The sequence below is a fragment of the Nonomuraea marmarensis genome (assembly GCF_043197025.1).
Taxonomy (GTDB): Bacteria; Actinomycetota; Actinomycetes; order Streptosporangiales; family Streptosporangiaceae; genus Nonomuraea; species Nonomuraea marmarensis.
Window position 1 is genome coordinate 140,147 of the sequence record NZ_JBICRM010000008.1, and the last position, 12,394, is coordinate 152,540.

Here is a 12,394-nt window from a genome sequence, read left to right on the forward strand (position 1 = left end):
TACGAGTGGGAATGTGGCCTCATGGTTCATCTCGTGGGCGGGGATTAAGCCGGTATGGTGCTTCATGCCATGAACGATGACCGACTAGGCCCTTACCGGCTGCTCAGGCGGCTCGGTGAAGGCGGGATGGGCGTTGTCCACCTTGCTGTCGACCCGCAAGGGCGGCAGGTGGCGGTCAAGGTCCTGCGTGGAGAGGTCGCCGGTGACGAGGTCGCCAGGCGGCGGCTTTCGCGCGAGGTCGAGACGATGCGCAGGGTGCGGAGCAAGTTCATCGCCGAGGTGCTCGACGCCGACGTGACCGGTCATCGCCCCTATATCGTCACTCGTTACGTCCCCGGCCGTCCGCTCGACGAGATCGTCAAGGACGACGGGCCACTCGACCTGCCCGCGCTGGTCAGGGTCGCCCACGGGGTGGCCTCGGCGCTGGCCGTGGTGCACTCGGTGGGCGTGATCCACCGCGACCTCAAGCCGGGCAACGTGCTGATCCTCGACGGCGAGCCCGTCCTGATCGACTTCGGCATCGCGCAGGCGGTCGACGCGACCAGGCTGACGCAGACCGGCATGTTCATCGGCACGCCCGGCTACCTCGCGCCCGAGATCATCGAGGGGCAGGAGGCGGGGCCCGAGGTCGACATCCACGCGTGGGCGGGCACACTGCTGTTCGCGGGCACCGGCCAGCCGCCCTTCGGCAAGGGCACGCTGGAGATGATCTTCTACAACATCACCGCGGGCAAGGCCGACATCAGCGCGGCCCCGCCGGCGTTGCATCCGCTGCTCAAGGCGGCCTTCCAGCGCAACCCGAACAAGCGCCCCAAGGCGGCGGAGCTGGCCGAGCAGACCGCCAGGATGTTCCCCAAGCCGCCGGTCGGCACGCCCGACGAGATCTCGACCGCGCCACGCCCCGAGCCGATGCCGCGCCCCGACGCGCAGCAGCAGCCGCCACCTCCCAAGGTGACCGACAAGCCGTCCTACGACGTGTCCACGCCGCCGGTGACGCCGAAGCGGCTGCTCGAAGGCCAGGACCAGCCGTCCACGCCACCGCCGGACCAGCCGTACGTCTCGCTCCTGCCCAACCAGGCCGACCCGTGGCCCACCCGCAGGGTGACCCCGGAGGAGCTGCGGCAGATCCAGCGCGAGGCCGCGGCGCCCCCGCCGTGGCAGCAGCAGCCGGCCAACAACCACGGCCACCCGGCGCCGCCGGGCGAGGCCGACGTGCCCACCAGACGGGTGCGTCCGGACTCTGCCGACTACGGCAGGCTCAACCCGACCCCGGCGCCGAGCCCGAACCAGGGTCCCGACGCCGGGCGGCTCGGCACGGGTCCCGAGGGGTCCGACTACGGCAGGCGCAGTCCGAACCCGGTCCAGCCGCCCCCTTACATCCCGGCGCAGCCGCACTACCAGCCCGACCCGATGACCAAGCACGACCCGTACCTCCCGTCCGTGCCCCCGGGCAAGGTGTTGCAGCGTTCCAGGGCGTACGGCGTGGCGAGCGGGATGTTGCTCGTTCTCATGATCGTGGCGGCCTTGCTCGCGCCGGTGCTCGTGGCGGTCGTGGCGGTGCCGTTCGCGGTGCTGCTGCGCGCCGCCGACCTGGCCCAGCCGCAGCTGACGGCGCGCAGGGCGGCGGGGGCGGCGGCGCTCGACGTGGTCAGGGCGTTCGCCTATCCCAAGGCGCTGGCCAAGTCCGTGGGCATCACGCTCGCGCTCGTGCTCTACGCGCTCATCCTGGGCCTGCCGGTGACGCTGTTGCTCACGGTGGTGGCCGGGATGGACCCGTCCAACGCCCTCGCGTGGGGGGCCGCGATCGCGCTGTGGACCGTCTGCGCAGGTCCCGGAGTCGAAGGTCCTGGCAAACAGATGCGCAGAACGCTCTCATCGCTCGTACCCTCGAGAACAGCGGCGATGGTTGTGGCAGGAATCCTCGCGGCGGGTGCCGCGCTCTCGCTGATCCTCGCTGCGAGCACGTTCGGGGACGAGCCGAGGGGGGCCGTATGGACTCCGCTGAACGTCAATCCAGTGGTCGAGCAGCTAGATGGACTGAGGGGGAACTAGGGCGGATGACGCGGGGAAGGCGGCGATGAGCATCCAAGCACCAGAACGCCTCGGCCCCTACCGGCTGGTCAGGAAGATCGGCGAGGGCGGCATGGGGGTCGTCCACCTGGGTCTCGACGGCGATGGCCGCGAGGTCGCGATCAAGGTGCTGCATCCGCACGTGGCCGCGGACCTCAAGGCGCGCGACCGGCTGACCCGCGAGGTCGAGACCATGCGCCGGGTACGCAGCCCGCACGTGGCCGAGGTCATCGACGCCGAGCTGGTGGGCGGTCAGCCCTACGTCGTGACCCGGTTCGCGCCCGGCCGCACGCTGGAGGACACCGTACTGACCGAGGGTGCCCTGGAGGCGCGCCAGATCATCAGGCTGACCCAGGGGCTCTGCCAGGCGCTGGTGGCCATCCACGCGGCCGACGTGATCCACCGCGACTTCAAGCCGTCCAACGTCATGCTGGTCGACGGCGAGCCGCTGGTCATCGACTTCGGCATCGCCCACCTGGTGAACGCGACCCGGCTGACGCAGACGGGCATGTTCGTGGGCACGCCGGGCTATCTGGCGCCCGAGATCATCCGCGACTCGGAGATCACCCAGGCGGCCGACGTGCACGCGCTGGCCTCGACGGTGTTCTTCGCCGCGACGGGGGCGCCGCCGTTCGGCACGGGGACGTTCGAGGCGGTCTGCTTCAACATCATGGAAGGGCGGGCCCAGCTCGACCGGGCGCCCGCGTGGTTGCGCGGCTGGTTGTCCCGGGCGCTGCAGGTCGATCCCGCCGCCCGGCCCAGCGCCCACGAGCTGCTGCGGATGGCCAGGGCGCTCGACCCGGCCGTCACGACGTTCAACGAGTTCGAGGGGCCGACGGGCACCAAGCGCATGGGCGACCGTACGCGGACCATGGACACGTTCTCCGACCTGCTGCCGCCGGTCGAATACCGCAAGCCCGCGCCGCCGCCGCCCGCCCCGCCGCGGCGGCGAGAGGAGGAGCGGCCGCCGCCCTACGTGCCCGCACCGATGTCCGCCAGGCCGCCGATGCCGCGCACCGACCAGCGCGTGGCGGGCTACCCGGCGCCGCCGCCCACGTCGCCGTCGCAGGTCAGGCCCTACACTCCGCCGCCCGCGCCGCCGACGGCGCGGAAGAGATATCTGTTCGGCAGCCAGTTCGTGGGCCTGTTGCTGCTGGTCACGCTGGTCGCGCTGACCGTCATGATGCCGGTCATGGTGGGCGCGATCGCCGTCGCGCTCGCGCTGGTGTTGCGCATCGGCGAATACCTCTTCGGCGACCTGGTCAAGAGACGCCAGGTACGCGGGAGCAGCTCCGCCGATCCGCTGCTGGTCCTGGTGGGCACCCCGTGGGCGCTGGTCAAGTCCGCGCTCGTGACGGCGGTGCACGTGCCGCTGGCGTTGTTGTTCGGCGTGTGCGTCTGGGGCGTGCTCTACTGGGCGGGCCGGATGGGCGTCAACGAGGCGGCCTCCTACGCGGCGGGCGCCTTCGCGGCGGGCCTGTTCGTGTTGCCGGGCGGCGGCGCGCCGCGCAAGGCCGTCACCCGCTCGCTCACCGGCGTGTTGCGCAGCCCGGGCGCGGCGCTGGTCGCGGTCGTGCTGGTGGGCACGGCGGCGCTGTTCGCGGTGATGTTCGCGCTGGGGCAGGACGCGGTGTGGTCGCCGTGGCGGGCGCCGGAGTCGGTCATCAACGACCTGGCCGGCGACGCCAAGCAGAGCACGATCGGGCTGATCAGCGGGCTGATCGGCAGCCTGCTGGACGGGCTCGGGCTGGGGTTCCTGACCAACTGGTTCTGAGTGTCTCGGTGAGCTCTCGGGGGGACAGTAGAGGTATGAGCGAGCACCTCGGCCCATATGAGCTACTCTCCCGGCTCGGGTCCGGCGGGTTCGGAGAGGTGCACCTCGCGCTCGACGCCGAAGGGCGTACGGTCGCGGTCAAAGTGCTGCACCCGCACGTCGCGGCCGACAGTGGCGCGCTGGCCAGGCTGGCGCGCGAGGTGGAGACCATGCGCAGGGTCGGCGGACCGCACGTCGCGGAGGTGCTCGACGCCTCGCTGGAAGGCGCCAGGCCCTACCTCGTGACCCGCTACGTCCAGGGCCGCCCGCTCAGCGCCGTGCCCGTGCCCGTCGCCGACCTGCGGCTGCTGGCGAGCGGCCTGGCCGACGCGCTGCTGGCCATGCACGAGTCCGGGGTGGTGCACCGCGATCTCAAACCGGCCAACGTGATGATGACCGAGGGCGAGCCCGTCGTCATCGACTTCGGCATCGCCAGCGCGCTCGACACGCTGTCCGTCACGGCCTCGGGCGCGGTGGTGGGCACACCCGGCTACCTGGCGCCCGAAGTGCTGGAGGGCAAGCACGCGGGCATGGAGGCCGACGTGTTCTCGTTCGGGGCGACGCTGGCCTACGCGGCGACCGGGCGGCAGCCGTACGGGCAGGGTCCTGCCTCCGCGGTCGCCTACCGGGTCGTGCACCACCCGCCCGACCTGGACGGCGTGCCCGAGTGGCTGGAGCCGCTGTTACGCGAGTGCCTGTCGACCGAACCGGGCGCGCGGCCGACGGCCGCGCAGATCTGCGCCAGGCTGGGCGTCGCGCCAGTCTCCCACGTCCGCCACGTCCCACCCCGTCCGATCGGTACGCCGGTGCGCACCGGCGACGACCTGACCACCAGGGAGTGGCGGCCGGGCAGGGAGCGATATCGCAGGTCAGTGGAGGAGTCCAGGGCCAGGCACCGGGAGAAGGTGCGCAGGCGCTGGCTGATCGGCTCAGGACTGTTCGTGTCGCTGCTGGCCGCCGCCGCCCGCGAGCCGCTGCCCGAAGTGGCGCTCTTCCTGCTGGCGGCGTACACGCTGGGTGTGATGTCCGACGCCGGGGTGGCGCTGTTCTCGCACAGCCCCTACCAGCGCAGCCGGATCATCATGGACCTGGTCAGCGTGGCGGGGGCGGCGGGGCTGTGCTTCGGGCTGGCGGCGCTGTTCAGCACGTTCACGCTGGCGTTGTTCGCGGGCACGGCGCTGGTGGTGGGGATCGTTTTCCTGCTGTCGGCCTGAGCCCTTGCGTGGTGAACAGAATGAAGTTCGGTAAGGTGGGGGCGATAGGATTTCTCACGTAACCTACCCATGAGTAACATAACCCTGTGTCGGGAGCCCGGCGGGCACCTGGCAGTCTGGACAGCATTGCATTCGGCGCCGACCGCAGCGAGGCGGTGGCGCACGCGAAACGGGAGGTCGGCCACCGGCCATGAACATCGTCGTCTGCGTGAAGCAGGTCCCCGACACTGCGACCGAGCGCAAGCTGCGGTCCGATGACAAGACGCTCGACCGCGACGCCGCCGACGGCGTCGTCAACGAGCTTGACGAGTACGCGGTCGAGGAGGCACTGAAGCTCAAAGAGGCCCACGGTGGGGAGGTGACCGTGCTCACCATGGGTCCCGGCAGGGCCACCGAGACCATCCGCAAGGCGCTGGCCATGGGCGCCGACAAGGCCGTCCACCTCAGCGACGACGCGCTGCACGGCTCCGACGCGCTGTCGACCTCATATGCGATGGCCCAGGTGCTCAAGAAGATCGGGTTCGACCTGGTAGTCCTGGGCTCGGAGTCCACCGACGCGCGCACCGGCATGCTCGCCGCGATGCTGGCCGAGCGCCTGGGCACGCCGCAGCTCACGCTGGCCAACAAGGTCGACGTCGAAGGCGCCTCGATCAGCATCCAGCGCATCACCGACTACGGCTTCGACAAGGTGTCGGCCACGCTGCCGGCCGTCGTGTCCGTGGTCGAGAAGATCAACGAGCCGCGCTACCCGTCGTTCAAGGGGATCATGGCGGCCAAGAAGAAGCCGGTCGAGACGCTGGCCATCGGCGACGCCTCCATCGACGCCGCTCAGGTGGGCCTGGCCGCCGCGTGGTCCGAGGTCGTCGACTTCGCCGCGGCGCCGCCGCGCGCCGCCGGCACGATCGTCAAGGACGAGGGCGACGGTGGCGCGAAGGCCGCCGAGTTCCTCGCGTCCAAGAAGTTCATCTGAGAACGGGAGTTTTACTGATATGTCGGAGATTCTCGTTCTCGTCGAGCAGGTCGAAGGCGAGGTCAAGAAGGTCACGCTCGAGCTGCTGACCCTGGCCCGCTCGCTCGGCACACCCGCCGCCGTCTGGGCCGGGCCCGGCATCACAGCCGAGGCCAAGTCCAGGCTCGCCGAACACGGCGCTGACAAGATCTACGTCGCCTCTTCGGGCGACATCGTCGACTACGTGGTCGCGCCCAAGGCCGAACTGCTCGCCCAGCTCGTCGCCGGCAAGTCGCCGGCCGCCGTGCTCGTGGCCGCCACGGCCGAGGGCAAGGAGATCGCCGGGCGGCTCGCGGTCAAGACGGACTCCGGGGTCATCACCGACGCCGTGGGCCTGGGCGAGGGCTTCGTGGCCGACCAGTCCATCTTCGGCGGCGGCGTCAACGTGCGGTCGAAGGTGAGCAAGGGTACGCCGATCTTCGCCGTACGCCCCAACTCGACTGCCCCGGTGGCTTCCACGGGAGCCGGGGCCGAGGAGGAGGTGTCGGTCACGCTGTCCGACTCCGCCAAGGCCGCCCGCATCGTCGAGCGGGTCAAGCAGGAGAAGGGCGCCCGGCCGGAGCTGACCGAGGCCGCGATCGTGGTCTCCGGGGGGCGCGGCGTGGGCTCGGCCGAGAACTTCTCGGTCATCGAGGGCCTGGCCGACGCGCTGGGCGCGGCCGTGGGCGCTTCGCGCGCCGCCACCGATGCCGGGTGGTATCCGCACCAGTTCCAGGTGGGGCAGACGGGTAAGACCGTTTCGCCGCAGTTGTACATCGCGGCTGGGATCTCGGGGGCTATCCAGCATCGGGCGGGCATGCAGACCGCCAAGACCATCGTCGCGATCAACAAGGACCCTGAGGCGCCGATCTTCGAGCTGGCCGACTATGGGGTGGTGGGCGACCTGCACCAGGTGGTGCCGCAGCTCACCGAAGAGGTGAACAAGCGCAAGTAGCTTCTGGCGGCCCGGGGGACCTTCCGCTTGGGGGGCGCTTCGCGCGTGGACTGCTCCAGGCAGCGCCTCCCAAGGGGCTCCCCCTTCGATCCCCGGACAAGCCCGCTCGTTCGTCTGGCAGGTCAACTCGTGTTCCGGCGAGGAGGAATGTGTTGCTACGCCTGTAGCATGTAGCCTACGATTGTGGCATGAGTGCGATTCCTGCCCGAGAACTGCGCAACAACACTGCCGAGGTGCTGCGGCGCGTTGAATCCGGCGAGGAGATCGAGGTTCTCCGGGATAATCGACCAGTTGCAAAGATCATCCCGTTTTCTCGACGCCGTCGATGGATTTCCGCAGCCGAAGTCGGTATCGAACTGACCCGTCTGGGCGCGGACACCACCGGCCTTGCGGACGAGCTGCGGGAGACGCTGACCGAGACGACAGACGATCTCCCGTGGTAGAACGCAAGCGCGCATTGGCTGACACGTCGATCTTCATCGGACTGGAAGCGGAGCGCTTCGACACCGACCGGTTCGCAGATTACGAATGGGGCGTCTCGGTGGTGACGCTCGGTGAGCTCAGGCTCGGCGTGCTTCAGGCTCGCGATCCCGACACATCCGCTCAGCGACTCTCCACTTACCAACTCGCCGAGCGCTTCGAGCCCATCGTGATCGACGAGGCCGTCTCCGACGCATGGGCCTTGCTGGTGTCCCGTCTACGCAGCGCCGGACGCAAGGCGCCCATCAACGACAGCTGGATCGCCGCCACAGCCATCGCACACAACGTTCCGGTCGTCACGCAGGACTCGGACTACGACGAAATGCCCGGCGTCGAGGTCATCAAGCTGTGAACCTTTGCCCATGAGCGCTGTTTGATCGCGAGTCGGCAGTGCGACCGACTCCACGGCCAGGGCCACCTTCCTGACCACACGCATGAGGTCCAGGTAGTCGGCCTCGTCCAGATCGCGTACGGCGTGCTCGATGTGTTGCTTCGGGCTCACCAGGAGGTAGCCGGGGAGGGTGGGGTAGCGGGAGAGGAAGGCCAGGTGGCGGTCGTCCTCGTAGACGATCTGCTCCAGGGCGTATTCGGGGTCGCCCGCCACGATGGCGCAGATGAAGCAGGGGATCGATTTCACGCGGGCTTCGTACGCCTGGACGTCGAAGGGCACGTTCCTCTCAAGATCCATCCCCTGATGATGCCACTCAGGCCGCGGCCTCGGCGGGTTCCCTGATGGGCAGCGGAGTGATCGCGGTGGGTTCCCTGTGCGGGAGGAAGCGGGCGGCCAGGGTGATCAGGGCGCCGAGGACGACGCCGATGCCGAGTGCCGTACGGAGTGAGGTGGCGTCCGAGAGGAAGCCGATCACCACCGGGCCGAGCAGGAGCCCCGCGTACCCCATGGCACCCGCCTGGGCGATCGCCGGGCCGGGGGCGTCGGTCGCGGTTCCCGCCAGCGACAACGTCAGCGGCGAGATCGTCGCCACCCCGAGCCCCACGAAGAACATCGCGAACACCGCCACCCCCGCCGCCGGCGCGACCAGCACCACCGCGAAGAACCCGGCCGTGGCCACCCCGGACACGGTCAGCATGCCCCGCACCCCGAACCTGACCCGGAGCCGGTCACCGGTGAGCCTGGCGATCAGCATGCCGGCCTCGAAGATCGGGTAGCCGAGCGCGGCCAGGGCCTCGGGTGCGCCCAGTTCGTCACGCATGTACAGGCCGTTCCAGTCGGCGACCGTGCCCTCGACCATGAAGGCGAAGAACATGATCGCGCCCAGCAGGTAGACGATCGGCGGCATGCGCCGGCGCCCCGCCGTCGCGGTCCCGGCCGCCGGGGACTCGGGCAGGTACGTACGGCCGAGCAGCACCATGACCGGCAGCGACACCAGGCCGATCACCGCCACGTTGGTGGTGAACGGAAGTCCCATGGCGATCGCCACGCTGCCCAGTGCGCCCGCGGAGATGGCGCCTGCGCACCAGCCCGCGTGCATCCCGATCATCAGCGGGCGCCCGTACGCCTGCTCGACCGTGGAGCCCTGGGCGTTCATGGCCACATCCACGGTGCCGAACGCCATGCCGAAGAACGCCACGGCCACCAGCAGCAAGGGGAGGTTCGGGGCGAACGCCAAGGCCACGAGGCTGAGCGCGGTCAGCGGACCGCCGATGCGCAGCACCGCCCGGCTGCCCGCGCGGGCCATGACCCGGCGCATGGACTGCATGGTCACCAACGCGCCCAGGCCCCACACGAGCAGGATCAAGCCGAGCGTGGATTCGGACAGGCCGAGCTTGTCGGTCAGTGCCGGGATGCGCACGGTCATCGTGCCCACCATCAGTCCGGCAAGCACAAAAGTAAGAACCGCCCCGTACCGAGCACTTCTCAACTCGCGGGTCATAAGGAACACCTCATACAAGATCGTAATATTTCGTCATTTTTCGGGCGGCGCCTGACAAGCCAAGCGAGCCCAGCCGGGCAACGCAGGGCCGGGGGACGGGCATGGATCGGCCGCCGTCCAGACGTGGACGGCGGCGAAAACGCGGGGGCCTCAGGCGGTGGGTTTGAGCAGCGCCCGCAGGCGGGTCTCCAGGGCCTGGAGATCGTTGTTCGTGTTCTGCTCCGGGTCGTGGCTGGCCACGTCCCAGAGCCCCTCACACGCGAGCCGTACGATCTGCGCGGCCACCGGATCCGGCTCCTCGCTCAACCCCTCGCGATGCCATCGGACCATCGCCTCCCGGAGCGGCTGGAGCAGGAAGAGGTTTCCCGACGCCCCCGTGACGACAGCCCATCGTCGCAACCTGCTCGACCGCACGGCGGCCATGGTCGCGCCGACATATCGCTCGGTATAGGTCTCACCGGGCTGAGCGGCCACGAGCTCGTCGAAGTCCTCGATCAACCGCTCCACCATGCCCTTGATCAGGGCCTCTTTGGAGCCGTAGTGATAGAGCAGGCCGCCCTTGCTGACGCCCGCCCGGTCCGCCACCGCGGCCAGGGTGAGCGCGGCCGAGCCCTGGTCGCAGAGGAGCTCCTCCGCCGCGTCCAGAAGCTCGTCTCTTCTCATGCCTTTACTGTACCGTCCGGACGGTACAGTCGCAAACGAGATACCCTGAGCGTGTGACCAGACCGTCGGCCTATCTTGATCATGCGGCTACCACCCCCATGCTGCCCGAAGCGATCGAGGCCATGACGGAGCAACTCAAACGCGTCGGCAATGCTTCCTCGCTGCACGCGGCCGGCCGCCAGGTGCGCCGGGTGGTCGAGGAGTCGCGCGAGACGATCGCCGACGCGCTCGGCGCCAGGCCCAGCGAGGTGGTGTTCACCTCGGGCGGCACCGAGGCCGACAACCTCGCCATCAAGGGCCTTTACTGGGCGCGCCGGCCGCGACGGCGGCTGCTGATCAGCTCGGTGGAGCACCACGCCGCGCTCGACCCGGCCCAGTGGCTGGCCGACAGCCAGGGCGCCGAGGTCGAGCTGCTGGAGGTCGACGAATATGGCCGGGTGCAGCCCGACACGCTGCGCGCCGCCATCGACCGCGACCCCGGCGGCGTGGCCATGATCAGCGTCATGTGGGCCAACAACGAGGTCGGCACGATCCAGCCGGTCCACACGCTGGCCGCGATCGCCCACGAGCACGGCATCCCGTTCCACACCGATGCGGTCCAGGCGGTGGGGCAGTTGCCCGTGTCGTTCGCCGACTCGGGGGCCGACGCGCTCACGCTGACCGGCCACAAGGTCGGCGGCCCGATGGGGGTCGGCGCGTTACTGCTGGCCCGGGGGCTGACGCCGGTCTCCGTACAGCACGGCGGGGGTCAGGAGCGCGACGTGCGCTCGGGCACGCTCGACGCGCCCGCCATCGCCGGGCTCGCCGCCGCCGTCAGCGCCGCCGTGAAGGAGCAGGAGTCCCTGCGCCGCCGCCTGACGTCGCTGCGCGACGAGCTCATCCATCGGGTACGCGAGGCCGTCCCGGACGTCGTGCTCAACGGTGACCCAGTCGACCGCCTCCCCGGTAACGCTCATTTCTCCTTCCCCGGTTGCGAGGGAGACGCGCTGCTCATGCTGCTCGACGCCAAGGGCGTGGAGTGCTCGACGGGCTCGGCCTGTTCGGCGGGTGTGGCGCAGCCGTCGCACGTGCTGCTGGCCATGGGGGCTGAGCCGGCGGCGGCGCGGGGCTCGCTCAGGTTCACGCTGGGCCACACCTCGACCCGCGACGACGTCGACCGCCTGATCGAGGTGCTCCCCGCCGCCGTCGAACGCGCCCGCCGAGCCGGCCTCAGCTGACGAAGGACACCACGGCGGTCCACCCCGGGTCGGCGGCCACGTCCACCCTCGGCTCGCCTTCCTCCCAGCTCACGATCAGCTCCTTGGCGTGGATCGCGGCGTCGCCGGTCGGGTCGGCGTACACATGGATGATCCGATGCCCCTCCGCGCTCAGATGCGCCGCGAGCACGGCGTCGTCGCGCAGCTTGAGCAGGCGGGCGGCCAGCCGCTCCTCGAAGTCCCGCAGCGCGGCCAGCGAGTCGCCGACCGGCAGGCCGTTCTCGTCGCGGTGCGCGTACGGGAGAGTGATCGTGATGTGCTGGTCGAACAGCGGATAGTCGACCGGCCGCAGCGGATGGCGGGCCGTGGCGACGAGCGGCGCGCCCGCCGCGGTCTGGCCTTCGAGCAGCACCCACTCCTCCTCGGTGAAACCGGAGGCCAGGTCGGCGACCACGGCGGGCAGGTGCACGGCGGCCACGGAGTCGATCGGCTGGAACGTCGCCGGCGTGATCTCCCCCACCCACCTGGCCACGTCGTCCTCGCCGAGCAGCCAGTCGAGGGCCAGCAGCGTGGCCTCCATCCTGGTCTCCTCGTCGAGCTCGCCGAAGATCGGGTGGTACGCGGCCACGTCCACCCGAGACTGGTTTCTCGGCACCCGCAGGCCCAGCATCAGCTTGTCGAGCGCGAACTCGTAGCCGCCCACGTCGAGTGTCAGCTCCAGCGCCTGCGGATTGGCCTGCCGCGACGGGTGGAACTCCCACAGCATGTCCGACGGCGGCGCCGCCTTGGCCCAGCGGTGCGCGAGCGAACGCAGCTCGGCGTCGCCCGCCGCGGTCACCACCAGGGCGTGCGCGGCGTTCTTGCCGGGGCCCACCTCCCAGACCAGGCCGGGATGGATCGCCGCCACGGCCGGGGCGAGCGCGTCCTCCAGCCCCTCGGTCGCGCCCGCCGCCACCATCGAGTCGAGCCGTGGCCTGGTCTCATCCCACCACGCCCAGAACTCGGCGATGCCGTCGCCCTTTTCTTCTTCCTCGTCCTTGCGCCCGAACAGTCGCATGGCCTGAATCCTCCCAGACTGAGGTCATGGTCGCGCACTCCCAAGGGGACAGTACGCTGGAACGGT

11 protein-coding genes and 1 pseudogene are annotated in these 12,394 nt (G+C 70.1%); 8 read left to right on the forward strand and 4 right to left on the reverse strand.

Annotated features, from left to right (window positions below):
* The first annotated feature begins 69 nt into the window (after nucleotides 1–69).
* From ACFLIM_RS15470 to ACFLIM_RS15500, 7 genes are all read left to right on the forward strand, one after another.
* Nucleotides 70–2,052, forward strand: coding sequence for a serine/threonine-protein kinase (locus ACFLIM_RS15470; protein WP_393165775.1), 1,983 nt, complete (start codon nucleotides 70–72; stop codon nucleotides 2,050–2,052).
* Nucleotides 2,053–2,077: 25 nt separating this feature from the next.
* A complete protein-coding gene (locus tag ACFLIM_RS15475; protein WP_393165777.1) occupies nucleotides 2,078–3,844 on the forward strand; it encodes a serine/threonine-protein kinase in 1,767 nt (588 codons plus the stop codon).
* A gap of 35 nt (nucleotides 3,845–3,879) precedes the next feature.
* Nucleotides 3,880–5,097: a serine/threonine-protein kinase gene (locus ACFLIM_RS15480; protein WP_393165778.1), complete on the forward strand. Its 1,218-nt coding sequence runs from the start codon at nucleotides 3,880–3,882 to the stop codon at nucleotides 5,095–5,097.
* 190 nt (nucleotides 5,098–5,287) lie between these two features.
* Entirely contained in the window at nucleotides 5,288–6,067 is a 780-nt protein-coding gene (locus ACFLIM_RS15485; RefSeq protein ID WP_393165780.1) for an electron transfer flavoprotein subunit beta/FixA family protein, read from the forward strand.
* Between the two features lie 19 nt (nucleotides 6,068–6,086).
* Nucleotides 6,087–7,040 carry an electron transfer flavoprotein subunit alpha/FixB family protein gene (locus tag ACFLIM_RS15490; protein WP_393165781.1) on the forward strand — a complete coding sequence of 318 codons (954 nt, stop codon included), beginning with the start codon at nucleotides 6,087–6,089 and terminating at the stop codon, nucleotides 7,038–7,040.
* 188 nt (nucleotides 7,041–7,228) lie between these two features.
* Entirely contained in the window at nucleotides 7,229–7,483 is a 255-nt protein-coding gene (locus tag ACFLIM_RS15495; RefSeq protein WP_393165784.1) for a type II toxin-antitoxin system Phd/YefM family antitoxin, read from the forward strand.
* Nucleotides 7,477–7,872: a type II toxin-antitoxin system VapC family toxin gene (locus ACFLIM_RS15500; protein ID WP_393165786.1), complete on the forward strand. Its 396-nt coding sequence runs from the start codon at nucleotides 7,477–7,479 to the stop codon at nucleotides 7,870–7,872. The genes ACFLIM_RS15495 and ACFLIM_RS15500 overlap by 7 nt, the downstream gene beginning before the upstream one ends.
* A 54-nt stretch (nucleotides 7,873–7,926) precedes the next feature.
* Here the strand turns inward: ACFLIM_RS15500 and ACFLIM_RS15505 are convergent.
* The 3 genes and pseudogenes from ACFLIM_RS15505 to ACFLIM_RS15515 form a co-directional block, all read right to left on the reverse strand.
* Nucleotides 7,927–8,208 (reverse strand): annotated as a pseudogene (locus ACFLIM_RS15505) (HIT family protein); the annotation flags it as partial.
* Nucleotides 8,209–8,224: 16 nt separating this feature from the next.
* Nucleotides 8,225–9,412, reverse strand: coding sequence for an MFS transporter (locus ACFLIM_RS15510; protein ID WP_393165789.1), 1,188 nt, complete (start codon nucleotides 9,410–9,412; stop codon nucleotides 8,225–8,227).
* A 150-nt stretch (nucleotides 9,413–9,562) separates the two neighbouring features.
* Nucleotides 9,563–10,075 (reverse strand): TetR/AcrR family transcriptional regulator, encoded by a 513-nt coding sequence (locus tag ACFLIM_RS15515; protein WP_393165791.1) that lies wholly within the window; start codon nucleotides 10,073–10,075, stop codon nucleotides 9,563–9,565.
* A 53-nt stretch (nucleotides 10,076–10,128) separates the two neighbouring features.
* Between ACFLIM_RS15515 and ACFLIM_RS15520 the strand changes: the two genes are divergently transcribed.
* The gene (locus ACFLIM_RS15520) at nucleotides 10,129–11,292 is read left to right on the forward strand and encodes a cysteine desulfurase family protein (protein ID WP_393165793.1); all 1,164 of its coding nucleotides are present in this window, start codon (nucleotides 10,129–10,131) and stop codon (nucleotides 11,290–11,292) included.
* Here the strand turns inward: ACFLIM_RS15520 and ACFLIM_RS15525 are convergent.
* Nucleotides 11,285–12,328: a DUF695 domain-containing protein gene (locus ACFLIM_RS15525; protein WP_393165795.1), complete on the reverse strand. Its 1,044-nt coding sequence runs from the start codon at nucleotides 12,326–12,328 to the stop codon at nucleotides 11,285–11,287. The genes ACFLIM_RS15520 and ACFLIM_RS15525 overlap by 8 nt on opposite strands.
* Nucleotides 12,329–12,394: the final 66 nt, after the last annotated feature.